Source organism: Vibrio sp. PID17_43, assembly GCF_002608565.1.
Lineage (GTDB): Bacteria > Pseudomonadota > Gammaproteobacteria > Enterobacterales > Vibrionaceae > Vibrio.
On the sequence record NZ_LIXM01000015.1, the window covers coordinates 96,315 to 120,971 of the forward strand.

21 protein-coding genes and 2 tRNA genes are annotated in these 24,657 nt (G+C 45.0%); 20 read left to right on the forward strand and 3 right to left on the reverse strand.

Features of this window, described 5'->3' with window-relative positions:
- Positions 1-20 precede the first annotated feature (20 nt).
- Positions 21-1,208 (forward strand): tyrosine--tRNA ligase, encoded by a 1,188-nt coding sequence (gene tyrS, locus AK965_RS12215; protein ID WP_099079881.1) that lies wholly within the window; start codon positions 21-23, stop codon positions 1,206-1,208.
- Positions 1,209-1,627: 419 nt separating this feature from the next.
- The gene (locus AK965_RS12220; RefSeq protein ID WP_172438138.1) at positions 1,628-2,473 is read left to right on the forward strand and encodes a magnesium transporter; all 846 of its coding nucleotides are present in this window, start codon (positions 1,628-1,630) and stop codon (positions 2,471-2,473) included.
- Here AK965_RS12220 and dacB read toward each other — a convergent pair.
- Positions 2,452-3,876: a serine-type D-Ala-D-Ala carboxypeptidase gene (gene dacB, locus AK965_RS12225; RefSeq protein ID WP_099079883.1), complete on the reverse strand. Its 1,425-nt coding sequence runs from the start codon at positions 3,874-3,876 to the stop codon at positions 2,452-2,454. The two genes, AK965_RS12220 and dacB, sit on opposite strands and share 22 nt — an antisense overlap.
- A 122-nt stretch (positions 3,877-3,998) precedes the next feature.
- Positions 3,999-4,979: a porin gene (locus AK965_RS12230; RefSeq protein ID WP_099079884.1), complete on the reverse strand. Its 981-nt coding sequence runs from the start codon at positions 4,977-4,979 to the stop codon at positions 3,999-4,001.
- A gap of 534 nt (positions 4,980-5,513) precedes the next feature.
- Here AK965_RS12230 and greA point away from each other — a divergent pair.
- Positions 5,514-5,987 carry a transcription elongation factor GreA gene (gene greA / locus AK965_RS12235; protein WP_099079885.1) on the forward strand — a complete coding sequence of 158 codons (474 nt, stop codon included), beginning with the start codon at positions 5,514-5,516 and terminating at the stop codon, positions 5,985-5,987.
- Between the two features lie 80 nt (positions 5,988-6,067).
- On the opposite strand, the gene yhbY is transcribed toward greA, so the two are convergent.
- Entirely contained in the window at positions 6,068-6,364 is a 297-nt protein-coding gene (gene yhbY, locus AK965_RS12240; protein WP_099079886.1) for a ribosome assembly RNA-binding protein YhbY, read from the reverse strand.
- Positions 6,365-6,502: 138 nt separating this feature from the next.
- On the opposite strand from yhbY, the gene rlmE reads away from it, so the two are divergent.
- The 17 genes from rlmE to AK965_RS12325 all read left to right on the forward strand — a co-directional run bounded on the left by rlmE (position 6,503) and on the right by AK965_RS12325 (position 24,515).
- Positions 6,503-7,132, forward strand: a complete 630-nt coding sequence (gene rlmE, locus AK965_RS12245) for a 23S rRNA (uridine(2552)-2'-O)-methyltransferase RlmE (protein ID WP_099079887.1) — start codon at positions 6,503-6,505, stop codon at positions 7,130-7,132.
- 108 nt (positions 7,133-7,240) lie between these two features.
- Positions 7,241-9,220, forward strand: a complete 1,980-nt coding sequence (gene ftsH, locus AK965_RS12250) for an ATP-dependent zinc metalloprotease FtsH (RefSeq protein ID WP_172438139.1) — start codon at positions 7,241-7,243, stop codon at positions 9,218-9,220.
- 52 nt (positions 9,221-9,272) lie between these two features.
- Positions 9,273-10,103 carry a dihydropteroate synthase gene (folP, locus tag AK965_RS12255; protein ID WP_099079889.1) on the forward strand — a complete coding sequence of 277 codons (831 nt, stop codon included), beginning with the start codon at positions 9,273-9,275 and terminating at the stop codon, positions 10,101-10,103.
- 19 nt (positions 10,104-10,122) lie between these two features.
- A complete protein-coding gene (gene glmM / locus AK965_RS12260; protein WP_099079890.1) occupies positions 10,123-11,463 on the forward strand; it encodes a phosphoglucosamine mutase in 1,341 nt (446 codons plus the stop codon).
- 224 nt (positions 11,464-11,687) lie between these two features.
- Positions 11,688-12,026: a preprotein translocase subunit SecG gene (gene secG, locus AK965_RS12265; protein ID WP_099079891.1), complete on the forward strand. Its 339-nt coding sequence runs from the start codon at positions 11,688-11,690 to the stop codon at positions 12,024-12,026.
- 18 nt (positions 12,027-12,044) lie between these two features.
- Positions 12,045-12,128, forward strand: a tRNA-Leu gene (locus AK965_RS12270).
- A 56-nt stretch (positions 12,129-12,184) separates the two neighbouring features.
- Positions 12,185-12,261 (forward strand) — tRNA-Met (locus AK965_RS12275).
- Positions 12,262-12,491: 230 nt separating this feature from the next.
- On the forward strand, positions 12,492-12,947 hold the full coding sequence (gene rimP, locus AK965_RS12280; RefSeq protein ID WP_099079892.1) for a ribosome maturation factor RimP: 456 nt from the start codon (positions 12,492-12,494) through the stop codon (positions 12,945-12,947).
- Between the two features lie 36 nt (positions 12,948-12,983).
- Entirely contained in the window at positions 12,984-14,468 is a 1,485-nt protein-coding gene (gene nusA, locus AK965_RS12285) for a transcription termination factor NusA (RefSeq protein WP_099079893.1), read from the forward strand.
- Between the two features lie 24 nt (positions 14,469-14,492).
- A complete protein-coding gene (gene infB, locus AK965_RS12290; RefSeq protein ID WP_099079894.1) occupies positions 14,493-17,183 on the forward strand; it encodes a translation initiation factor IF-2 in 2,691 nt (896 codons plus the stop codon).
- 109 nt (positions 17,184-17,292) lie between these two features.
- On the forward strand, positions 17,293-17,709 hold the full coding sequence (gene rbfA, locus AK965_RS12295; RefSeq protein WP_099079895.1) for a 30S ribosome-binding factor RbfA: 417 nt from the start codon (positions 17,293-17,295) through the stop codon (positions 17,707-17,709).
- Positions 17,709-18,653, forward strand: coding sequence for a tRNA pseudouridine(55) synthase TruB (gene truB, locus AK965_RS12300; protein WP_099079896.1), 945 nt, complete (start codon positions 17,709-17,711; stop codon positions 18,651-18,653). The genes rbfA and truB overlap by 1 nt, the downstream gene beginning before the upstream one ends.
- A gap of 150 nt (positions 18,654-18,803) precedes the next feature.
- On the forward strand, positions 18,804-19,073 hold the full coding sequence (gene rpsO / locus AK965_RS12305) for a 30S ribosomal protein S15 (protein ID WP_005380094.1): 270 nt from the start codon (positions 18,804-18,806) through the stop codon (positions 19,071-19,073).
- A gap of 285 nt (positions 19,074-19,358) precedes the next feature.
- Positions 19,359-21,494, forward strand: a complete 2,136-nt coding sequence (gene pnp, locus AK965_RS12310; protein ID WP_099079897.1) for a polyribonucleotide nucleotidyltransferase — start codon at positions 19,359-19,361, stop codon at positions 21,492-21,494.
- A gap of 181 nt (positions 21,495-21,675) precedes the next feature.
- Complete coding sequence (nlpI, locus tag AK965_RS12315) at positions 21,676-22,599, forward strand: lipoprotein NlpI (RefSeq protein WP_099079898.1); 924 nt, start codon at positions 21,676-21,678, stop codon at positions 22,597-22,599.
- A 98-nt stretch (positions 22,600-22,697) separates the two neighbouring features.
- Complete coding sequence (locus AK965_RS12320; protein ID WP_099079899.1) at positions 22,698-23,114, forward strand: MarR family winged helix-turn-helix transcriptional regulator; 417 nt, start codon at positions 22,698-22,700, stop codon at positions 23,112-23,114.
- Positions 23,115-23,168: 54 nt separating this feature from the next.
- A complete protein-coding gene (locus tag AK965_RS12325; RefSeq protein WP_099079900.1) occupies positions 23,169-24,515 on the forward strand; it encodes an MATE family efflux transporter in 1,347 nt (448 codons plus the stop codon).
- The last annotated feature ends 142 nt before the right edge of the window (positions 24,516-24,657 follow it).

Consider the following 24,657-nt stretch of genomic DNA (forward strand, 5'->3'; position numbering starts at 1 on the left):
ATCTGTGGGAGTGAACAAGAATGGCGAGCATTGAAGCTGCACTAGCCGAGATTAAGCGCGGTGTTGAAGAGCTGATTCCAGAAGAAGAACTGATCGCAAAACTAAAAGAAGGCCGTCCGCTACGTATTAAGTTAGGTGCCGATCCAACAGCACCTGACATTCACCTAGGCCATACGGTTATTTTCAATAAGCTTCGCTTGTTCCAAGAACTAGGTCATGAAGTGACGTTCCTAATCGGTGACTTCACTGCAATGGTTGGTGACCCAACAGGTAAGAACACAACCCGTCCACCGCTAAGTCGCGAAGATGTTCTGCGTAATGCTGAAACGTACAAAGAGCAAGTGTTTAAAATCCTAGATCCAGCTAAGACTAAAATTCAGTTCAACTCTGAATGGCTATCTGAGCTTGGCGCTGAAGGCATGATTCGCCTGGCTGCAAACCAAACGGTTGCTCGTATGCTAGAACGTGATGACTTTAAAAAGCGTTACACTGGCGGTCAGCCAATTGCTATTCACGAGTTCATGTACCCACTACTGCAAGGTTGGGACTCTGTAGCAATGGAAACGGATGTTGAGCTTGGTGGTACTGACCAGAAGTTTAACCTGCTAATGGGTCGTGAACTGCAAAAATCCCATGGTCAAAAACCACAAGTAGTACTAATGATGCCTCTTCTTGTTGGCCTAGACGGTGAGAAGAAGATGTCTAAATCTTCTGGTAACTACATTGGTATCAGCGAAGCACCAAGCGAAATGTTTGGTAAGATCATGTCTATCTCTGACGATCTAATGTGGAGCTACTACGAGCTGCTGTCTTTCCGTCCTCTGGAAGAAATTGCACAGTTTAAAGCGGATGTAGAAGCAGGCAAGAACCCACGCGATATCAAAGTACTGCTAGCGAAAGAGATCATCGCTCGCTTCCACAGTGAGGCAGATGCAGATGCAGCAGAGCAAGAGTTCGTTAACCGCTTCGCGAAGAACCAGATCCCTGACGAAATGCCAGAGTTTGACTTCGAAGTAGGTACACCAGTAGCCAATCTACTAAAAGAAGCGGGTCTATGTGCATCCACTTCAGAAGCAATGCGCATGGTTAAGCAAGGCGCAGCGAAGATGGAAGGCGAGAAAGTGGCAGATGCGAAGTTTGCTCCTGAAGCAGGTACTTACGTATTCCAAGTAGGTAAACGTAAGTTCGCACGTATTACTATTAAGTAATCAATAACTGTTCAAAATGAAAGCGCCCATTGGGCGCTTTTTTTGTATGAAAATTTGCTTAAAACAGATCAGATTAACTGTATAAGTTGATTAACTTTGCTACTATACGCGCGTTGCTAGACGGGCAACATTATTGGAGATTTACATGAACAATACCGACCATCCTCCCAGTTATTGGGTGAGTAAGATTAAGGGAGCGAAATAACCCGCTTCGGTATTGGCGATCTCCGCCTTACCTAAGTGGTGAGGCATCTTTTCTAATTTTTCTTCTGGTTATTTCCTTCATAAATTCTGAATAGACAATGCGATTGCGTTGATGTTTTCTCACGCCTAAGTTTCTAAAGGTAGAGGCGAGTGTGTTGATGGCTTTTTACGTGCGTTGTCGATGGTCGTTACCAATGCCAATCGGGAGATTCGCCATGACGGTAATGAACAACACTTTTATTGAAACTACACCCAACTTTTCTCAAGTAGAAATTGGTGCCGCACGTAATGCATTTTTAAAGTACGAGCAAGAACAACAACTGCATTTGCTGACCATTATGCCGATTGATGAGGCGGTGGGTATTTTGCAGCACTGCTCTGTAGGTTACGTGAACGGCCTTATTGCTCAACTGGAGCAAGCGGGACATGACAAACGCGCTCGACATTACGCACACCAATTAGGTTTGCACATGTCGGAAGTGGATACACCGGAAGGTTACCTTTCTACCAGTGTGATAGGGCATGTGAGGCAGCGTATTGGTTGGATCATTGCATTGGCACTGTTAGGTATTGTGTCGGGATTGATCATTGCGCAATACGAAGACACGCTCAGTCAGCTGGTTTTATTGGCCGTTTATATGCCAGTGATTGCGGCTGCGGGTGGTAATACGGGAACACAGGCAGCGACCTTGGTGATTCGTGCTCTCGCTACGGGAGAGTTAAAGAAGCGTCAGTGGTTAGAGGTGCTTTGGAAAGAAAGCCGCGTAGCCCTATTTATTGCGTTTGCTATCAGCATTGTGATGGTAGGGCGAATCATGCTGTTTAGTAGCGGCCAATCAACAGGCGGTTTTGCGCTTGAAGATATCGCGTTGGCTATTGCGGTTGCGCTGTTTATTCAGGTGACCATTTCTACGACGCTGGGTGGGTTACTTCCTATTATAGCGCGCGCTTGCAAGCTGGACCCAGCCGTATTGGTGAGTCCAGTTTTGGCGTCAATCGTAGATATCTCAGGAATGTGGATCTACTTTACGGTGGTGAATTACTTCTTAGGCATTGCCTGACTAAAACTCACAATATCTTGGTAAAACAGTTTTTCAAAACGCGTAATAGGGGCGACGACAGGTTTGTTATCGTCCCTTTTGTCTGGGAAATAGTCCGACACGAATTGGACAAATAAAGTGTTCGGCTTACCATTTTTATCTAGACCGTACCCAGCCATATTATAGGTTCCGTACAGTGAGCCACTTTTCGCAATCAATTGACCTTTAATTGGGGCTTTACGCATGCTTTGACGGTATTGAAGAGTTCCAGACTCGCCAGATCTTGGCATGATAGCAATTAAGTTAAGTTGATGATCCTGCTTCCAAATATAACGAAGAATATCGGCCATACTTGTCGCTGAAAGTCGATTATTTCTTGATAGTCCAGAGCCATCCTCTAAGCGCGCATTACGGATATCCACGCCAGTTTTGGAAAAAATGATTTGCTTGATCGCTTCTGTACCATTAGTAAAGCTACCAGGCTGAACAAAGAAGGTTGCGCCGAGTGTTTTGGTTAACGTATCGGCGATTAAGTTATCGGAACGCTTGAGCATCTCTTCTAGTAGCTTAGGTAACGGTTCTGATTTGTGTTGAGCAAAGAATTTGCGTGATATCTTAGGTGCTGTCCCGATGTGAATTGACCCTTTTAAATCAATACCCACTTGCGTTAGGAGCGTCTTTAGGTTTTGAACGGTGTATTGTTCCGGGTTTTGTACGGCAAATTTGAGAGGAAGCGGTTTGTCCCCTCGGTCGACTAAGCAGCCTGTTAGCTCGTATTGGTTGTCTGAATGTGCCATGAGTCCCAAATCACAATGACGGCTCTTTTGGACGCTTTTAGACACTGTCTTTACGCTGGTTTTAACCTTTATTGGTTGATGTTCAGGAACATAGACGCGAGTGGATCCATTTTTCTGAGTGTAAATGGATGCTTGAACGCAGTTTTCATTGAGTGTGATCGCAGAGGCGGGCGCACTGTAGCAAACGCCTAAAATATCCCACGGCCATCCAACCGCGCGGTCGTAGCCAGTAAAAGCACTGTTATCTAGCCATAGATCCCCATTTATACGTGTTAGACCATTTTGTTTTGCCTGCAATAACAGTGTTTTTAGATCTTGTGTGCTAAGGGTAGGATCTCCGGAGAATGTGATTACAGCATCGGAGTTTGATGCTTTGAGTGTGGTACGAAAGGTAAATTGGTCTCCAAGCTCTAGCTTAGCAGCTAACGCTGTGACAACTTTCAGTGTACTCGCTGGCGGAAAAAGTTCGCTATTAGTTTGAATGCCGTTGATTCTACTTTGACCATTAAGCTTTTCAGCAATCAAACTCACACGAGAGCCTGCCGGCAAGATCTCTTGATGAGGGTAGGCCTGTAGGGTAAGTGGCACGAAATAAAATAGGGCAGTGAGAAGCCAACGTAAATGCATAGTGAATACTGAATACTGATAAGGTTGGTTGTGCAATGAGTATATACTGAAAAGCATAAGAATTCTGGATATAAAAATGCCCGCAAGATGCGGGCATTTTATCTTCAAATCACAAGGTTGGATTAGAAGTCGTAACGTAGACCTAGTGCTAGCTCGTCTTCAGCATCAACCTTAGATGCAGTTGTGTTACCACCAACTTTACCTAGTTTATCGCCAGAGTCGATTAGGTTGAAATTGTACGATACGTAACCACGGAAGTTAGGCTTGAAGAAGTAAGATGCGTCAATTGCTAAGTTGTTTGCAGACGTTTCGTTGTTGGTTTCTGCATTGTTGTATGTAGATGTGAATACCGTTTGACCTAGAGCGTAAGCACCCGCCAGTTCGTAACCTGTGTAGTCGCCATTTTTCTTAGCTTTTTTACCGTCAGTGAATACACCTGCGAAGTATAGGTCGCCCATAGTGTAAGATGCAGCAAGCATGTATTCGTTAGCGTCAGCTTGATCTGCGTAACCAGCACCTAGGTCAAGACCAGTGTCGCCTAGCGTGTAGATCGCAGATAGAGAGTAACCGTCTTTACCGTTGTCTGTGTATTCAGTGCCCGCTGGGTTTACTTCACGGTCAGCAAAACGGTAGCTTGCTTTAACTGCTAGGTTCTCGAATTGACCTTTGTAAGACAGCATGTTGTCGGTACGGTCAGCCACTGCTAGTTTGTCAGCCGCAGTGTTGCCTGCGTAAGCCATGATATCAGTGAAGTCAGTGATAACGCCTAGTGCACCATCGTTTTTACCGTAAGTTATTTCACCGAATGCGCCACCAAGACCAGCGTATGCGTAACGAGTGTCCACGTTTTGATCGTTTTGGGTGGTAAATTCACCTTCCCAGAAACCAACGCCGTATAGGTTGTCATTGATTGCTTGAGTACCAAGAAGGTTTAGACGGATACGAGATTTGTCTGCTGCATCGCCATCTTTCATCGATAGACGAGCTTCAGCACGACCACCCATCTCTAGAGAAGTGCCGTCTTGGTTGTAAAGTTCCACTGCGTTAACACCCGTTGCCATAGCTGCTGCAGATACAGAAAGCGCAATTAAAGTCTTTTTCATTTTATTTGTCCTAGTTAGCTGTCCATAATTATTGTTTTATGGGGAGAGTTAGTCTCTCTCAAGTTATTGTTATATGCATAGTTTTATTTGGTGAAATCGACTCACTCGCTCAAAGCTATGCCGTAACAAGTTGCAGGACATGTTTTACTGCTAAAGTTTCCCTATGAGGTAGTAAAATGATATCAATCAAAATAATGAACAGTGTGCAATTAATGGTTTAATAGTGCTAAGTTATTGTTATTATATTCTTTTTATTTATATAACATTGGTCTGATATTGATTTGTTTTTATGTTTTTTGATTTTTCTAATGTAATAAGCCGCGTTGGTTTTCAATAAATTGCGATAATGGTCAGCTCTGAAAATCATCCAGAAGGTAATGTAATGAGAGATGCGAAGTTGCTTAATCAAATTAAAGTGATTTCACACCGGAGTTTGTTTAAACTAAGTGAATCAACTCTTTGAACGTACTACCCAGCCTAATGGTCGGGTAGGCTTTTTTTGTCCAAAGGCACCTTTGGCATTGAGGTTATATAATGGAAAAAGTTCCAATGACAATGCGTGGCGAGCAGCTGCTACGTACAGAACTCGAACGTCTACTAAAGCTTCGCCCACAAATTTCTGAAGCAATCGCTGAGGCTCGCGAGCTAGGCGACTTGAAAGAGAACGCTGAATATCACGCAGCACGTGAAGAGCAAGGGATCTGTGAAGCGCAAATTCGTGATATAGAATACAAGCTATCCGTAGCACAAGTGATCGATGTGACTAAGATGGACAACACCGGCAAAGTAATTTTTGGTTCAACCGTTACTTTGATTGACTGTGACACTGATGAAGAAAAAACCTACCAAATTGTGGGTGACGATGAAGCCGAAATTAAAGCTGGCCGTATTTCTATCAGTTCACCGATTGCGCGTGGTCTGATCGGTAAAATGGAAGGCGATGAGGTGGTGATTCAAACACCTGGTGGCGCAAAAGATTTCGAAATCGACCGTGTTGAATACATCTAATCAAGAATTTCGCATGGAATCGCAGATACAAAAAAGGTCGCCATTGGCGACCTTTTCTTCTTCCACTCAGTAAGTAGCAACTACTTGCGAGGGATTTCGATTTTACGCTCTTCAGACTGGCGGTATAGTACAAGTACCTTACCAATTGTCTGAACTTTTTCAGCGCCACTTTCACGTACGATAGCGTCGATGATTAGCTGTTTTGTCTCACGATCTTCTGATGCAACTTTCACTTTGATCAGTTCATGATGGTTTAGAGCGATTTCAATTTCTGCTAGCACGGCTTCTGTAAGTCCATTTGCGCCCATTAGCACAACAGGTTTTAAACTGTGAGCCAGGCCTTTAAGGTGCTGCTTTTGTTTGGTGCTTAGGTTCATTACGCCGCCAATTTTCTTTAAAATAAGGGTTGAAAAAAGCTATTTTAACGCCATCTATTGCTGAAGACTATAATTTATTGAGTAATAGGTTGGACCTATTAAAACAATAGCTCCTATTTGCGCCTTGTTGGGATTAAAATGAGTAGACAAAAACATTCAGCGAGCTCTGGTCGTTGGTTGAAAGAACACTTTGATGATAAATACGCAAATGAAGCCCGTAAAAAAGGCTATCGTTCACGTGCTTACTTCAAGATTGATGAGATCCAAGCGAAAGATAAATTGCTGAAACCTGGGATGACTGTGGTCGACTTAGGCGCCGCTCCCGGGGGATGGTCACAATATGCTGCTAAGATAATAGGTGATGAAGGTCAAATTATTGCTTGTGACTTACTGCCTATGGATCCAATTGCGGGCGTGAGCTTCTTACAAGGTGACTTTCGTGACGATGCAGTATTAGAAGCGTTGTTGGAAAGAATCCAACCATCTATGGTGGATGTAGTCATGTCTGACATGGCACCTAATATTGCAGGTAATAATTCAGTCGATCAGCCACGAGCTATGTATTTAGTTGAATTGGCTTTAGATATGTGTCGACAAGTTCTAGCACCTAATGGTAGCTTTGTCGTCAAGGTTTTCCAGGGTGAAGGCTTCGACGAGTACGTTAAAGAAGTCCGAAACATGTTTAAAGCCGTAAAAATCAGAAAACCCGACTCATCGAGAGCTCGCTCACGAGAAGTCTTTGTTGTAGCCACTGGTTACAAAGGTTAACTATTTCGCTTGTTTAGAACATGGTTAACACTATAGCTACAGCTAATAAACTGTAGTACCCTACCTTTAATTACAATTAGTTATCGAGAGGCTGACACCTTGAGTGACATGGCAAAAAATTTAATTCTGTGGCTTGTTATCGCTGTCGTGTTGATGTCGGTATTCCAGAGCTTTGGCCCTGGAGAGAGCAATGGCAGAACCGTGGATTACACCACGTTTGTACAGGAAGTTGGCCAAGGCCAGATTCAAGAAGCAACTTTTAAAGACGGTGAAATCAGTTTCGTTCGTCGCGGCGGTGGTGCCAAAATGGTCACTTACATGCCTGTGTATGATCAGAAGCTTCTAGATGACCTAATTAACCAAAATGTAAAAGTACAAGGTACGCCTCCTGAAGAGCAGAGCCTACTAGGTACTATCTTCATTTCTTGGTTCCCTATGATCTTACTGATTGGTGTGTGGATTTTCTTCATGCGTCAAATGCAAGGCGGCGGCGGTAAAGGCGCGATGTCTTTCGGTAAGAGCAAAGCTCGTATGATGAGCGAAGAGCAAATCAAGACGACTTTTGCGGATGTTGCAGGCTGTGACGAAGCAAAAGAAGACGTAAAAGAACTGGTAGATTACCTGCGTGATCCAAGCCGCTTCCAGAAACTGGGCGGTAAGATCCCTACGGGTGTTCTAATGGTCGGTCCTCCTGGTACGGGTAAAACGCTTCTTGCGAAAGCCATTGCGGGTGAGGCAAAAGTACCGTTCTTTACCATCTCAGGTTCTGACTTCGTAGAAATGTTCGTTGGTGTAGGTGCATCTCGTGTTCGTGATATGTTCGAACAAGCGAAGAAAGCGGCGCCTTGTATCATCTTCATCGATGAGATTGATGCGGTAGGTCGCCAACGTGGTGCTGGTGTGGGTGGTGGTCACGATGAGCGTGAACAAACACTAAACCAAATGCTGGTTGAGATGGATGGCTTTGAAGGCAATGAAGGTATTATCGTGATTGCTGCGACTAACCGTCCAGACGTACTTGACCCAGCGTTATTGCGCCCTGGTCGTTTTGACCGTCAAGTGGTCGTTGGATTACCAGACGTACGTGGTCGTGAGCAGATTCTTAAGGTTCACATGCGCAAAGTACCTCTAGCTAGCGATGTCGAGCCATCTCTTATCGCGCGTGGTACACCAGGCTTCTCAGGTGCCGATCTTGCTAACCTAGTAAACGAAGCGGCATTGTTTGCGGCTCGTGGTAATAAACATAACGTTTCTATGGTTGAGTTTGAGCTGGCGAAAGACAAGATTATGATGGGTGCGGAGCGCCGTTCAATGGTGATGTCGGAAGAAGTAAAAGAGTCAACGGCATACCACGAAGCCGGTCACGCAATTGTAGGCAGACTCGTGCCGGAACACGATCCAGTGTACAAGGTATCTATCATTCCTCGTGGACGTGCGTTAGGTGTGACGATGTACCTGCCTGAGCAAGATCGAGTGAGCATGTCTCGCCAACACCTAGAGTCGATGATTTCAAGTCTTTACGGTGGCCGTCTTGCTGAAGAATTGATTTACGGTGCTGAGAAAGTATCAACGGGTGCTTCTAACGACATTGAACGTGCAACAGAGATCGCACGTAAGATGGTGACGCAATGGGGCTTCTCAGAAAAACTTGGTCCACTGCTATACGCAGAAGATGAAGGCGAAGTATTCCTAGGTCGTAGTGTGACTCAGACTAAACACATGTCTGATGACACTGCGAAGCTTATTGATGATGAAGTTCGTAATATCATCGATCGCAACTACGACCGTGCGAAGCAGATCTTAGAAGAGAATATGGACATCATGCATGCGATGAAAGATGCGCTAATGAAGTATGAGACCATTGATGCCGGTCAGATTAATGACCTAATGGAGCGTAAAGAGGATATTCGCGAACCTGCTGGATGGGGCGACAAGCCGACAACACCACCAGAAGGTGATGACAAACCTCAAGCAAAACCTGAAGTAAAAGCGAAAGAGAATAGCGTCGATGCAACTAAGCCTGCAGAGCCGTCAACGACTCAAGAAGCAACTTCAAGCGAAGCTCCAGAAAAGAAAGACTCTGAATAACGCCTAGTGCTAATAATAAACCCCGAGTTCGCTCGGGGTTTTTGTGTTTATTATGATTATTAAAGCAAACAACAAATCCCTCGACCTTTCTCGTCCTCACGTGATGGCGATTCTTAATGTCACTCCTGACTCTTTTTCTGATGGCGGTAAATTCAACTCTGTTGATCTTGCACTCGCGCAAGTAGAGAAAATGATCGTTGCCGGGGTTAGTATTATTGACGTAGGCGGTGAATCCACTCGACCAGGTGCGCCAGACATTACCTTGGAAGAAGAGTTGCAGCGCGTAATTCCCGTGATTCAAGCCATTCGTAAAAAGTATGATGTATGGATCTCTGTTGATACCAGTAAAGCAGAGGTGATGCGACAAGCAGTAGATGCAGGAGCAGACTTAATTAACGATGTTCGTGCCCTGCAAGAACCTGGTGCATTGGAAGTGGCGGCAGAAGCAAAGTTGCCTATCTGTTTGATGCACATGAAAGGTCAGCCGAGAACGATGCAAACAGATCCTCAATATGATGATCTGATGGAAGATGTTACTGTATTTCTCCAAGAGCGTGTCAAGGCTTGTGAAGCGGTTGGGATCGATAAGTCGCAACTTATCCTCGACCCGGGGTTTGGTTTTGGCAAAACCTTAGAACACAATTATCATATGCTTGCTCATCTCGATAAGTTTCATGACTTTGGCTTGCCAATCTTGGCTGGTATGTCTCGTAAGTCAATGATTTTCAAATTACTGGATAAGCCTGCAGCGGAATGCGTCAATGCAAGCGTCGTTTGTGCAACTATCGCTGCAATGAAAGGTGCGCAAATCATTCGAGTTCATGACTTTGAAGAAACGATCGAAGCAATGAAAGTTGTTGAGATGATGAACAACAATATCTAAAAGAATTAAGGAAAGTTTTATGTCTGATAAAAGACGTTACTTTGGTACTGACGGTGTGCGCGGTAAAGTTGGACAATACCCAATCACGCCAGATTTTGTACTTAAGCTTGGCTGGGCGGCTGGTCGTGTACTCGCAAAACAAGGCACGAAGAAAGTTATTATCGGTAAAGACACACGTATCTCTGGCTACATGCTTGAGTCTGCGTTAGAAGCAGGTCTAGCGGCTGCAGGCCTAAAAGCGACGTTTACTGGCCCAATGCCGACACCAGCAGTAGCATACCTTACCCAAACCTTCCGTGCGGAAGCGGGCATCGTGATCTCCGCTTCTCACAATCCTTATTACGACAACGGTATCAAGTTCTTCTCTTCAGAGGGCACTAAATTGCCTGATGATATTGAGCTGGCTATTGAAGCTGAGCTTGATAAAGATATCGAATGTGTGGAGTCTGCAGATCTTGGTAAAGCAACGCGTCTAAATGATGCTGCAGGTCGTTACATTGAATTCTGTAAAAGTACTTTCCCATCCGAACTTAGCTTGGCGAATCTGAAGATTGTGGTGGATTGTGCGCATGGTGCAACGTACCACATCGCACCAAACGTGTTCACTGAACTCGGTGCAGATGTTATTGCCATGGGCGTTGAGCCAAACGGTACCAACATCAATGCTGAAGTGGGCGCGACAGATGTACGTGCGCTGCAAAAACGCGTGGTAGAAGAACAAGCTAACCTGGGGTTGGCTTTCGATGGTGATGGTGACCGCATCATAATGGTCGACCACTTAGGTAACAAGGTTGATGGCGACCAGATTGCGTACATTATTGCTCGAGATGCTCTGCGCCGTGGTGAGCTTAAAGGTGGGGTTGTTGGTACGCAAATGACTAACCTAGGCATGGAAAACGGTCTGAAGCAACTCGGGATCCCATTCGTACGTGCTGCAGTGGGTGATCGCTATGTGATGGAGCGTTTACTAGAAAAAGGCTGGAAAATTGGCGCTGAAAACTCAGGTCACGTTATTTTGCTAGATAAGGTGACAACAGGTGATGCGATTGTTGCCGCCCTGCAAGTTCTTGCGTCTGTGGTTGGTAGCGATATGTCTCTATACGATTTGACGCAAGGCATGATGCTTTACCCGCAAGTGCTTGAAAATGTGCGTTTTACTGGTGATAGCAATCCACTGGAAGCACAGTCGGTGCTAGATTCTGTTGCTGAAGTTGAAGCGGCACTAGGCGATAAAGGTCGTGTGTTGCTGCGTAAATCCGGGACTGAGCCACTTCTTCGTGTCATGGTGGAAGGGGAAGATGCTGACCTTGTTCAAGCATCCGCACTTAAGATTGCTGACGCTGTAAAAGCAAGTTGCTAATCATTGCTTTAGGATGATTAGCGAGAGAAAAGGGCTGTTTTTGCCCTTTTTTTGAGCGCTTAGTGCGTTAGTACTGATTTTTTTCTAATTTCCCCTTGTCAGCGTAACGGGGTTTCGCTAGTATTGCTCCGCCTCCCGTTAGGAGGTCGCTAGCCTTGTTCTTAGATAAATGAAATTGTTTTTGAACGGCGCTGGCTCAACAATTTGGAACATAGGTGGAAAAAATGTTTTCAGTTCTACTTGTGATTTACCTGTTGGCAGCGCTTGGTGTGATTGGCCTTGTGTTGATTCAACAAGGTAAAGGCGCAGATATGGGAGCCTCGTTCGGTGCAGGTGCTTCAAACACAGTGTTTGGCGCTAGCGGCTCAGGTAATTTCTTAACCCGAACAACTGCTATTTTAGCAACCGTATTTTTTATCATTAGCTTGTTACTTGGCCGTATGTCAACGCAAACGACTGAGTCACAATGGATAGACCCAACGTTAGGCCTACCAGTTGTAGAACAAGTTAACGATGCAGCGAGTGAAGTTCCAGAACCAGCTGGTGATGAAATTCCTCAATAAGCTGTAATGGTTTATGACGCCGAGATGGTGAAATTGGTAGACACGCTAGCATGAGGTGCTAGTGCCTTTGGTGTGAGGGTTCGAGTCCCTCTCTCGGCACCATGTATTTACAAACTTGTAAATCACTTGTTTGTGCGTATAATGCACAGCAAGTCGGACGCGGGGTGGAGCAGCTTGGTAGCTCGTCGGGCTCATAACCCGAAGGTCGTCGGTTCAAATCCGGCCCCCGCAACCAATCTTCGATATTCGTATAGTGAATATTATCTGATTGGCAAGTTTGTGCAGTGCTAACCATACTGCAAGTTAAGTGATTCGTATTCGATACGCTTAACGTATCAGGGTCCAGCAACAAAACCCCGACTTATTCGGGGTTTTTTGTTATCTGAGTTTTTAAACTTTACTCAGATCGTTGCTTGGTTTTTAGAATGGGCTCTGAGCCCTTTTTTTGTTTCTGGAGTGGTTCAAATGACTGGTTTAGAAAGACAACTTACTGAAATGCTTGAAGCGCCAGTAGAGGCATCGGGCTATGAGTTGGTTGGATTAGAATTCATTCGTGCAGGTGCACACTCAACATTGCGCATTTTTATTGATTCTGAAAATGGTATTAATGTCGATGACTGTGCAGAAGTTAGCCGTCAAGTGAGTGCTGTACTGGACGTTGAAGATCCAATCTCAGTTGCTTACAGCCTAGAGGTTTCTTCTCCAGGTTTAGAAAGACCACTTTTCAAAGCAGCACATTACGAGCAATTTATTGGTCACGAGGTCAACATCGTTCTGAAGATGGCTGTTGGTAACCGTCGAAAGTGGAAAGGTATCATCCATTCAGTTGATGGTGAAACCATTGCTGTTACTGTCGATGGGCAAGACGAAATGTTTGCACTAAGCAATATTTCTAAAGCAAACCTTATCCCTAAATTTTAGTTTCCTAAAAAATTTGAAGCTTAGAGGCTAAATACAATGAGTAAAGAAATTTTAGCGGTAGCAGAAGCGGTATCAAATGAGAAAGCCGTACCTCGTGAGCGTATCTTTGAAGCTCTAGAGATTGCTCTTGCAACTTCTACTAAGAAAAAATACGAAATCGAAATCGATGTGCGTGTTGCTATCGACCGTAAAACGGGTGAATTTGAAACATTCCGTCGTTGGTTGGTTGTCGACCACGTTGAGAATCCAACAAAAGAGATTTCACTAGAAGCAGCACAGTACGAAGATCCTGAAGTTCAATTGGGTGATTTTGTAGAAGATGATATTCCATCAGTGACGTTTGACCGTATTACGACTCAAACAGCGAAGCAAGTTATCGTGCAAAAAGTACGTGAAGCTGAGCGCGCACAAATCGTTGAGCAATTCATCGACAACGAAGGTGACCTAATCACCGGTGTTGTTAAAAAAGTAAACCGTGAAACAATCGTATTGGATCTAGGTAACAACGCAGAAGCCGTTATCCTACGTGATGACCAGCTACCTCGTGAAAACTTCCGTCCAGGTGACCGTGTACGTGGTCTTCTGTACAAAGTCGCTCCTGAAGCGCGCGGATTCCAATTGTTCATCACGCGTTCAAAACCAGAAATGCTAGCTGAGCTATTCCGAGTTGAAGTGCCTGAAATCGCTGAAGAAATCATCGAGCTGAAAGGTGCTGCTCGTGATCCAGGTTCTCGCGCTAAGATCGCGGTTAAGACTAACGACAAACGTATTGACCCAGTAGGTGCGTGTGTTGGCATGCGCGGTGCGCGTGTTCAAGCTGTTTCTGGCGAGCTTGGTGGTGAGCGAATCGATATCGTACTTTGGGACGATAACCCAGCTCAGTTTGTTATCAACGCAATGGCGCCAGCAGACGTAGCTTCAATCATTGTTGATGAAGATACGCACTCAATGGACATCGCTGTTGAAGCGGACAACCTAGCACAAGCGATTGGCCGTAATGGTCAAAACGTTCGTTTAGCGTCTCAACTAACAGGTTGGGAACTGAACGTAATGACAGTCGCTGATCTGCAGAAGAAACATGCTGAAGAGTCCCAAGCGTCAATCGAAAACTTCATGAAGTATCTAGACATTGAAGAAGATTTCGCTCAACTATTGGTTGAAGAAGGCTTCTCAACGCTTGAAGAAGTAGCATACGTTCCAGTAAACGAATTGCTTGAAGTTGACGGCCTGAACGAAGATCTCGTTGAAGAGCTACGTAGCCGTGCGAAAGATGCACTTACAACGATTGCTCTTGCACAAGAAGAATCTTTCGATGGTCTGGAGCCTGCTGAAGATCTATTAGGCCTTGAAGGGCTAGAGCGTGAAATGGCGTTTAAATTGGCAGCGAAAGGTGTAACAACACTGGAAGATCTCGCTGACCAAGGTATTGATGACTTGGATGGTATCGAAGGCCTGACTGAAGAACGTGCTGGTGAGCTAATCATGGCGGCACGTAACATCTGTTGGTTCGGCGAAGAATAATAATTTCAGCAAGGAGGAAGCGGCATGACACAATTAACAGTTAAAGCACTGAGTGAAGAGATTGGTACGCCAGTTGACCGCTTAATGGAGCAACTTGCTGATGCTGGCATGAAAAAGGCGAGCTCTGACAATGTGTCAGACGAGGAGAAGCAAAAGCTTCTTGCTCATCTTAAAAAAGAACACGGTGATAAATCAGGTGATTCAGAGCCGACTCGCCTAACGCTCCAGCGTAAGACTCGCAGCACATTGAGTGTTGCAGCAGGTGGTGGCAAGAGTAAAGATGTTCAAGTAGAAGTGCGTAAGAAGCGCACATATGTGAAGCGCAGCACTATCGAAGACGATGCAAAACGTGAGGCTGAGGAAGCAGCAAAGCGTGAAGCTGAAGAGCTTGCGAAGCGTGAGGCTGAAGAACAAGCCAAACGCGAGGCTGCAGAAAAAGCACAGCGCGAAGCCGATGAAAAAGCAAAACGTGAAGCGGATGCAAAACGTGACGCTGAAGAAAAGGCAAAACGCGCACAAGCTGATAAGGCTAAGAAAGACATGAATGCAAAAAATGCGGATGTTAATACGCAAGCAAAGAAAGAAGCTGACGAGTTAAAGCGTCGTCAGGAAGAAGAAGCCCAACGTAAAGCTGAGCAAGAAGCAGCAAAACTTGTAGAAGAAGCGCGTAAACTTGCAGAAGAAAACGAAGCTCGTTGGAATGAAGAAGAAAAGAAAAAGAAAGAGCTAGAAAACTCTGACTACCACGTGACGACATCAACGTATGCACGTGAAGCAGAAGACGCTGCAGATCGCAGCTCAGAAGCTGGTCGTCGTAAGAAGAAGAAAAAACCTTCTAACCGCAACGATGACAACGAGCGCGGTGGTCGTAACCAACGTGGTGGTAAAGGTGGTCGTAAAGGTAAACTAGCGAAACCAACATCAATGCAACACGGCTTCGATAAGTCGGCGATGGTTGCTAAACAAGATGTTGTGATTGGCGAAACCATCGTTCTATCAGAACTTGCTAACAAAATGTCGGTTAAAGCGACAGAAGTGATTAAAGTGATGATGAAGATGGGCGCGATGGCGACTATCAACCAAGTGATCGACCAAGAAACAGCAGCACTTGTTGCTGAAGAAATGGGTCACAAAGTGGTACTACGTAAAGAGAACGAGCTTGAAGAAGCGGTTCTATCTGATCGTGACAGTTCAGCAGAAGCCGTGCCACGCGCACCTGTTGTTACTATTATGGGTCACGTTGACCACGGTAAAACATCAACACTGGATTACATCCGTCGTACTCACGTTGCTTCAGGCGAAGCTGGTGGTATTACACAGCACATCGGTGCTTACCACGTTGAAACTGAAAACGGCATGATCACGTTCCTTGATACTCCTGGACACGCGGCATTTACTGCTATGCGTGCTCGTGGTGCTCAAGCGACAGATATCGTTGTTCTTGTAGTAGCAGCAGATGATGGCGTAATGCCACAAACCGTTGAAGCGATTCAGCACGCGAAAGCGGCAGGCGTTCCTCTGATTGTTGCTGTGAACAAGATCGATAAAGAAGACGCAAACCCAGACAACGTTAAGAATGAGCTAGCTCAATACGACGTAATCCCTGAGGAATGGGGCGGTGAGAACATGTTCGTTCACATCTCTGCTAAACAGGGTACAAACATCGATGGTCTTCTAGAAGCAATCCTTCTTCAGTCAGAAGTTCTTGAACTCACAGCTGTAGCCGAAGGCATGGCATCTGGCGTGGTTGTTGAATCTCGCCTAGATAAAGGTCGTGGTCCAGTAGCAACCGTATTGGTTCAATCAGGTACACTAAACAAAGGCGACATCGTTCTTTGTGGTCAAGAATACGGCCGTGTACGTGCAATGCGCGATGAGCTAGGTAAAGAAATTTCTCAAGCAGGTCCGTCTATCCCTGTTGAGATCCTAGGTCTTTCTGGTGTACCGTCTTCAGGTGACGAAGCAACAGTAGTACGTGATGAGCGCAAAGCGCGTGAAGTTGCAAACTACCGTGCAGGCAAATTCCGTGAAGTGAAACTTGCTCGTCAGCAGAAATCTAAACTAGAGAACATGTTCTCTAACATGACGGCTGGTGAAGTTGCAGAACTAAACGTAGTACTGAAAGCGGACGTACAAGGTTCTGTAGAAGCTATCGCAGACTCACTACTGAAACTGTCTACTGACGAAGTGAAAGTAAACATCGTTGGTTCTGGTGTAGGTGGTATTACGGAAACTGATGCTGTACTAGCAGAAGCTTCAAACGCTATCATCCTTGGTTTTAACGTACGTGCGGATGCATCTGCTCGTCGTGCGATTGAAGCCGCAAGTGTTGATCTACGTTACTACTCAATCATTTACCAATTGATTGATGAAGTTAAACAAGCAATGGGCGGTATGCTTGCTCCAGAATTCAAGCAAGAGATCATTGGTCTTGCTGAAGTACGTGACGTATTTAAGTCACCAAAACTGGGCGCAATCGCTGGTTGTATGGTGACTGAAGGTCTGATAAAGCGTAACAACCCAATTCGCGTTCTACGTGATAACGTTGTTATCTATGAAGGTGAACTAGAGTCACTACGCCGCTTTAAAGATGACGTTCAAGAAGTTAAGAATGGTTACGAGTGTGGTATCGGCGTTAAGAACTACAACGACGTTCGCGTAGGCGACCAGATCGAAGTATTTGAAATCGTTGAAATTAAACGTACTCTAGACTAATTGACTAAAATTACTAAACGTCTAAAAGACAAATAGTAATTGGTTGTTGAATACACCATGGGGGGCTGGCTTGACCATCCCCCCATTCTTTCTATTTAAGAGAATGAATATGTCAAAAGAATTTAGCCGCACGCAGCGCGTATCACAGCAGCTGCAAAAAGAACTAGCAATGATCCTTCAACGCGAAGTTCGCGATTCTCGCTTAGGGATGGTAACCATCTCTGACGTAGAAGTGTCTCGTGACCTCGCTTATGCAAAAGTATTCGTGACCTTCCTATGTGTGGGTGAGCAAACACCTGAGTCTTGCCTAGAAGCACTGCGTGAACATGAGATTCACATTCGCATGATGCTAGGTAAGCGTATTCGTCTTCGTTTGACGCCGGAAGTTCGTTTTCATTACGACAACACACTAGTAGAAGGTATGCGTATGTCTAACCTAGTGTCTGAAGTCGTAAGTGAAGATAAGCGCAAACAAAAAGATTCTGGTCGCGAAGATGAACAATCTCAGACTGGAGAAGATAGCTAATGGCTCGTCGTCGTAAAGGTCGTCCAATTAATGGCGTGGTGCTTTTAGATAAGCCGACAGGTATTTCGTCGAATGACGCACTACAGAAAGTAAAACGTATCTACTTCGCTGAGAAAGCAGGTCATACGGGTGCTTTAGACCCTCTAGCGACGGGTATGCTGCCAATCTGCCTAGGTGAAGCGACCAAATTCTCTCAGTTCCTATTAGATTCAGATAAACGTTACCGAGTGATTGCCAAGTTGGGTGAACGCACGGACACCTCTGATTCTGATGGTGAGGTGGTTGAGACACGTCCTGTTGATGTGTCTCTAGAGAAGTTGGAAGCTTGCATCGAGAAGTTTCGTGGTGAATCTGATCAGATCCCATCGATGTTCTCGGCTTTGAAATACCAAGGGAAGCCATTGTATGAGTACGCTCGACAAGGGATAGAAGTTCCTCGAGAGTCTCGTAAGATCACCGTCTACGAAATCATCCTGCATCGTTTTGAAGAAAATGAAGTAGAAATGGAAGTACATTGTTCAAAAGGCACGTACATCCGTACTATCGTTGATGATCTTGGTGAGATGCTAGGTTGTGGTGCTCACGTGACGATGCTGCGTCGCACAGGCGTTGCTAAGTACCCATACGAAAAGATGGTAACACTTGAGCAGCTTAATGAGTTGTTAGAGCAAGCGCATCGTGATGAGATCGCACCGAAAGAACTGCTTGATTCACTATTGCTACCAATGGATACCGCCGTTGAAGATTTACCAGAGGTAAACCTAAACGCAGAGCTAACCAATCTCGTACAGCATGGTATGCCAGTACAGGTATTTGGAGCCCCAGAAGGCACACCAATTCGCATGACTTCCGGTGAAGATAAGCTCTTTATTGGTGTCGCTGAAGTGAACGATGATGGAAAAGTTGCACCAAAACGCTTGGTGGTTTTCCGCGACGAAGAGTGACTTCGTAAAGCTTAAGAAATACCGGCAATTAGTGCCGGTATTTTTATATTGCGTGATTGAGGAAACTTCCTTATAATTTGCGCTCCTCGTGCCGGCTGAATCAGAGATTGGCTGGCACAAATATTAACCTACTCTTATTAGGAGAGAATTATGTCTCTGAATGCAGAAACTAAAGCAGCAATCGTTGCAGAATACGCACAAGGCGAAGGCGACACTGGTTCACCAGAAGTTCAAGTAGCTCTACTTACAGCTTCTATCAACCACCTACAAGGTCACTTCAAAGCACACAAAGGCGATCACCACAGCCGTCGTGGTCTTCTACGTATGGTTTCTCGCCGTCGTAAGCTTCTTGACTACTTGAAAGGTAAAAACCTTGCTCGTTACCAAGATCTAATCAAGCGTCTAGGCCTACGTCGCTAATCAGCGGCTGCATAGAACAGTTTGTTTAAAAAAGGGGCTTTATGCCCCTTTTTTATTGCCTAAATTTAGCAAATTAGGACTTATGCCGTTATAATACGCACGGCAAGTCTCATCGCGAGATTTCTCAGAAATACTCCTAGCATTACAGTCAACCAAGTCGACCAAGTGGTCGCGACTATTCAAAGTTGGCTTGCTTATCATCGAGTCTGCTTTCACTAGTCGCGATTCGTAGTGCTTTGAGTCTCACTCAATTTATCTAAGTTCTACTTAGAGCAAGGAATAACAATGTTCGAAAAACCAGTTGTTAAAACGTTCCAGTACGGTAACCACACGGTTACTTTAGAAACTGGCGTTATCGCTCGTCAAGCAACGGCAGCAGTGATGGTTACTATGGACGATACGGCTGTATTCGTTTCTGTAGTAGGTAAAAAAGAAGCGGTACCAGGTCAAGATTTCTTCCCGCTAACGGTTAACTACCAAGAGCGTACTTACGCTGCAGGTAAGATCCCTGGTGGTTTCTTCAAGCGTGAAGGTCGTCCTTCAGAAGGTGAAACACTGACTGCTCGTCTAATCGACCGTCCGATTCGCCCACTATTCCCAGACGCATTCAAAAACGAAGTTCAAGTGATCGCAACAGTGATGTCTGTGAACCCGAATGTTCAACCAGACATCGTGACAATGATCGGTACTTCTGCGGCACTAGCTATCTCTGGTATTCCGTTTAATGGTCCTATCGGTGCAGCACGTGTTGGCCACATCGACGGTCAACTTGTTCTTAACCCAAGCAACACTGAACTAGAAGCGTCTAAGCTTGACCTAGTGGTTGCGGGTACAGAATCTGCAGTGCTAATGGTTGAATCTGAAGCAGACAACCTAACTGAAGAAGAAATGCTAGCGGCAGTTGTATTTGGTCACGACCAACAACAAGTGGTTATTTCTGCTATCAATGAATTCAAAGCTGAAGTTGCAACACCAGCTTGGGAATGGGAAGCGCCAGCAGTAAACACTGAGCTTAAAGCGAAAATCGCAGATCTAGCAGAAACTCGCTTAACAGAAGCATACCAAATCACTGAAAAAATGGCTCGTTACGAGCAAGTCGGTGCTATCAAGTCTGACGTCGTTGCAGCAATTCTTGCTGAAGACGAAGAGCAAGACGAGATGGAAATCAAGAAGATGCTTGGTTCTCTAGAGAAGAATGTTGTACGTAGCCGCATCATTGCCGGTCACCCACGTATCGACGGTCGTGAGAAAGACATGGTTCGTGCACTAGACGTACGCACTGGCGTTCTTCCTCGTACACACGGTAGCGCGCTATTCACTCGTGGTGAAACGCAAGCAATCGTAACGGCGACGCTAGGTACTCAACGTGATGCTCAAATCATCGATGAATTAACTGGTGAGAAGAAAGATCACTTCCTACTACACTACAACTTCCCTCCATACTGTGTAGGTGAAACAGGTTTTGTCGGTTCTCCTAAGCGTCGTGAAATCGGCCACGGTAAGCTTGCGAAACGTGGTATCCAAGCAGTAATGCCTTCTGTAGATGAATTCCCATACACTGTTCGCGTTGTTTCAGAAATCACTGAGTCTAACGGTTCATCTTCAATGGCTTCGGTATGTGGTACTTCTCTGGCTCTTATGGATGCTGGTGTGCCAATCAAAGCTTCTGTTGCGGGTATCGCAATGGGTCTTGTTAAAGAAGGCGACGATTTCGTTGTTCTTTCTGATATCCTTGGTGACGAAGACCACCTAGGTGACATGGACTTTAAAGTAGCAGGTACTAACGACGGTATCACTGCACTTCAAATGGACATCAAAATTGAAGGTATCACGAAAGAGATCATGCAAATTGCACTTAACCAAGCGCAAGGTGCACGTAAGCACATCCTTTCTGTAATGGATGAAGCTATCTCGGGTGCTCGTGAAGAGATCTCTGAATTTGCTCCGCGTATCTACACAATGAAGATCAGCGCAGAGAAGATCAAAGACGTGATCGGTAAAGGTGGTGCAGTTATCCGCGCTCTAACTGAAGAGACAGGTACAACTATCGAAATCGAAGACGACGGTACAATCAAGATTGCTGCAACAGAAGGCACTGCTGCGAAAGAAGCAATCCGTCGTATCGAAGAAATCACAGCAGAAGTTGAAGTAGGCCGCATTTACACAGGTAAAGTAGCGCGTCTAGCAGACTTCGGTGCATTCGTAACGATTCTTCCAGGTAAAGACGGTCTCGTACACATTTCTCAAATCGCTGAAAAACGTGTTGAGAAAGTATCTGACTATCTAGCTGAAGGCCAAGAAGTTCAAGTTAAAGTGCTTGAAATCGACCGCCAAGGCCGTGTTCGTCTAAGCATGAAAGAAGCGGTAGAAACAGCTGCTGAAGAAGCAGCAGTTGAAGCTCCTGCTGCAAAAGACGAATAAACGAAATGATGACTTTAGGCCTTTTATTAGCTTAAGAGCCTGAAAGCATGTTATAAAAGGGGAGCATTATTGCTCCCTTTTTTTGGCCTGTCTCGAGGGATTCAGCCTCAAATGAGGTTATTTATTCTATAGTGCATTAAGAGAAACAGGCCCAAAGCGGTCCGAACAGGAGTACAAATTAGTGAAATGGTTTCAAACCGCAAGTTTATGTGTGTCTATTGCACTGACCGGTTGTGCTAATATCGCTCAGCAATCAGAAGAAAGGTGGATTTACCCACCGATGGCGGTTCCTCTGCAGCCAAGTGTCCAGCAAGAAGTTCAGATTGCACGTCTATCTCAGCTTTTACAGCGACCAGATCTCAGTGATGAAGTAAGAGCAAAGATGCACTTTGAGCGTGGCAATTATTATGACAGTGTCGGTTTGCGTGATCTTGCTCGTTTGGACTTCAATCAATCTTTGCAGTTGAATCCAGCTCAGCCTGATATTTTTAACCTACTCGGGGTGTATTTTACTCAAGTGGGAGAGTTTGATGCGGCTTATGAAGCGTTTGATTCGACGCTAGAGCTTGCTCCAGAAAACTCTTACGCAGAGCGTAACCGTGCGATCGCATTGTACTATGGTGGTCGTATAGGGTTAGCTTTGGAAGATATGACCAAGCATTACCAGGAGATGCCAAGCGATCCATTTCGTGCGTTGTGGCTATATATCATTGAAGCGGATCAGAACCCAGAGCAAGCGAAAGCTAATCTTCAGCAGCGTTACCAACGTGACCGCAGTGAAGAGTGGGGATGGGTGCTAGTTGCAATCATGTTACGTGATGTGTCAGACGATACTGCGCTGAAAGCGATTATGGATGGTACCAGAGAAAATTACCGTCTTGCAGAGCGTTTAACAGAAACCTATTTTTATTTAGGAAAACGCCATCAATTGGAAGGGAACGTAGCAAATGCGATCTCTTTGTATAAGCTCGCGATTTCGTTTAACGTCTACGAATATGTGGAGCACCGTTACTCTTTCCTAGAGCTGGGGCAGATTTACGAGCAGCTACAACAAGAAAAGTTGGCAAAGCTCAAAGCAGAGCAACAGCAGAAAGAACAACAGTAATCATGGAAAACCGCTCAAACGAGCGGTTTTTTTGTGCTTGAAGATTTTTAGTGGCTTGACTAAAATAGTTAGCCTTGCTAACTAAATGAGTCAGTAGAATGGCATTAGAAAAAAGCCTGATCGATTTAGAGCGCTTCTGTGCTAAAGCATGGCGAGTGTATGCGAAAGAAGATCCGCTTTCTTGTTTAAGTTTTAACGAGTTTGATTATTTACGAGTTATTCAGCGTTACCCTGAAGGTGTGCGCATCACTGATCTTGCTGCGGAGCTTCAAGTAACTAAGCCTTCGGCCTCTAACATGGTGGTTCGTCTAGAAAAAAAAGGCTTGGTTAAGCGCATAGCATGCAGTGAAGATGCCCGCTCTAAACGCGCGGTATTGACGGAAGAAGTCGTGAAAGAGATGTCGTTAGAGCAAGTTGTCTACAAAGATATTTCTGAGCAGATGATGAGAAACTTAAATGATCAGGAAGTACAACAACTACAAGCGTTACTGACTAAAGCGTTGAGTAACAAATAACAAAGTCTATTATTTTAACTATTTAGTTAGCCTTGCTAACTATTGGTGGTTGTCATGCAAAACGCTATTTATAAACAGTTTTGGAAATACACAATTCCAACCGTTTCCGCTATGCTGGTTAACGGTTTGTATCAAGTCGTGGATGGTATCTTTATCGGTCGCTACGTTGGTGCTGACGGACTCGCGGGGATTAACGTCGCTTGGCCGATCATTGGCTCTATTCTGGGTATCGGTATGATGGTAGGAGTCGGTACCGGTGCGCTAGCCTCGATCAAACAAGGTGAAAAAGATGCTGAGGGTGCGAAGCGCATTCTTTCCACTGGTCTACTGTTGCTAGTCGCATTGATGCCGGTGGTCGCGACGATCTTGTTCTTTTTTGCAGACGATTTCATTCACTGGCAGGGGGCAGAAGGACGAGTCTATGAGCTGAGCTTGCAATATTTGCATATTCTCATTGTCGCTTGTGTGTTTTCTCTTGGCTCTATTGCGGTGCCTTTTTTACTTCGTAATGATGATAGTCCAAATCTAGCGACCATTTTGATGGTGATAGGTGCGGTCGTTAATATCGTATTGGATTACATCTTTATTGCTTGGTTAAACTGGGAGTTAACGGGGGCTGCGATTGCGACGGCGCTAGCACAGATGATCGTAACGATTCTGGGCGTAGCTTATTTCTTTACGTCGAAAGCAAAACTACGCCTAACCATTAGCGATTTGAAGGTGCAGTTTGATGTTGTACCCAAAATTGTCACCATCGGTACATCGAGTTTCTTTATGTATGCTTATACCTCGATGATGGTTGCGCTGCACAACAACCTATTTGCTCAGTACGGCAGTACTTTGCTGATAGGCGCTTATGCGATCTTGGGCTACATCGTGACGGTTTACTATTTGATTGCTGAGGGTATCGCGAATGGTATGCAGCCTTTGGTGAGTTACAATCATGGTGCACGCAATCAAGACAATATTCGCAAGCTGTTGAAGATCGCGATGGGTACTTCTGTACTCGGTGGTGTCGCGTTCGTCATCTTAATGAACCTCTTTCCTTACGAGTTTGTTTCTGTGTTCAACAACGCTGATCAACATCTGATTGATGCGACGGTCGTTGGTATTCGTCTGCACATGTTTGCGCTGTTCTTGGATGGTTTCTTGGTGGTAGCAGCAGCATACTATCAGTCGGTGAACAAAGGCAGCAAAGCGATGTTTGTCACCATTGGTAATATGGTTATTCAGTTGCCATTCTTATTTATTTTGCCGAAGCTCCTAGGCGTAACCGGTATCTGGATTGCGTTCCCACTCTCCAATATTGCATTAAGCCTGGTGGTGATGAGTATGCTGTGGCGTGATGTTAAGAAATTAATGAATGAGAGCACTGCTGAGCCGAGCATTCAAACGTCTTAAAGAAAAAGACAAATTAAAAAGCGAGGGTAGTGCCTAATGCCGATCAGTTAAGAGATAAATGATCGGTTGAACGATCCTACAGATGGCTTATAAAGGCTCTAAGTTCCCAAAACTTAGAGCCTTTTATTTTGCAATTAACCAC

Bases quoted from the DNA above. Each gene is read 5' to 3' on its own strand.
- tyrS (WP_099079881.1), top strand. From the start codon at position 21: ATGGCGAGCATTGAAGCTGCACTAGCCGAGATTAAGCGCGGTGTTGAA.
- AK965_RS12220 (WP_172438138.1), top strand. From the start codon at position 1,628: ATGACGGTAATGAACAACACTTTTATTGAAACTACACCCAACTTTTCT.
- dacB (WP_099079883.1), bottom strand. From the start codon at position 3,876: ATGCATTTACGTTGGCTTCTCACTGCCCTATTTTATTTCGTGCCACTT.
- AK965_RS12230 (WP_099079884.1), bottom strand. From the start codon at position 4,979: ATGAAAAAGACTTTAATTGCGCTTTCTGTATCTGCAGCAGCTATGGCA.
- greA (WP_099079885.1), top strand. From the start codon at position 5,514: ATGGAAAAAGTTCCAATGACAATGCGTGGCGAGCAGCTGCTACGTACA.
- yhbY (WP_099079886.1), bottom strand. From the start codon at position 6,364: ATGAACCTAAGCACCAAACAAAAGCAGCACCTTAAAGGCCTGGCTCAC.
- rlmE (WP_099079887.1), top strand. From the start codon at position 6,503: ATGAGTAGACAAAAACATTCAGCGAGCTCTGGTCGTTGGTTGAAAGAA.
- ftsH (WP_172438139.1), top strand. From the start codon at position 7,241: ATGGCAAAAAATTTAATTCTGTGGCTTGTTATCGCTGTCGTGTTGATG.
- folP (WP_099079889.1), top strand. From the start codon at position 9,273: ATGATTATTAAAGCAAACAACAAATCCCTCGACCTTTCTCGTCCTCAC.
- glmM (WP_099079890.1), top strand. From the start codon at position 10,123: ATGTCTGATAAAAGACGTTACTTTGGTACTGACGGTGTGCGCGGTAAA.
- secG (WP_099079891.1), top strand. From the start codon at position 11,688: ATGTTTTCAGTTCTACTTGTGATTTACCTGTTGGCAGCGCTTGGTGTG.
- rimP (WP_099079892.1), top strand. From the start codon at position 12,492: ATGACTGGTTTAGAAAGACAACTTACTGAAATGCTTGAAGCGCCAGTA.
- nusA (WP_099079893.1), top strand. From the start codon at position 12,984: ATGAGTAAAGAAATTTTAGCGGTAGCAGAAGCGGTATCAAATGAGAAA.
- infB (WP_099079894.1), top strand. From the start codon at position 14,493: ATGACACAATTAACAGTTAAAGCACTGAGTGAAGAGATTGGTACGCCA.
- rbfA (WP_099079895.1), top strand. From the start codon at position 17,293: ATGTCAAAAGAATTTAGCCGCACGCAGCGCGTATCACAGCAGCTGCAA.
- truB (WP_099079896.1), top strand. From the start codon at position 17,709: ATGGCTCGTCGTCGTAAAGGTCGTCCAATTAATGGCGTGGTGCTTTTA.
- rpsO (WP_005380094.1), top strand. From the start codon at position 18,804: ATGTCTCTGAATGCAGAAACTAAAGCAGCAATCGTTGCAGAATACGCA.
- pnp (WP_099079897.1), top strand. From the start codon at position 19,359: ATGTTCGAAAAACCAGTTGTTAAAACGTTCCAGTACGGTAACCACACG.
- AK965_RS12320 (WP_099079899.1), top strand. From the start codon at position 22,698: ATGGCATTAGAAAAAAGCCTGATCGATTTAGAGCGCTTCTGTGCTAAA.
- AK965_RS12325 (WP_099079900.1), top strand. From the start codon at position 23,169: ATGCAAAACGCTATTTATAAACAGTTTTGGAAATACACAATTCCAACC.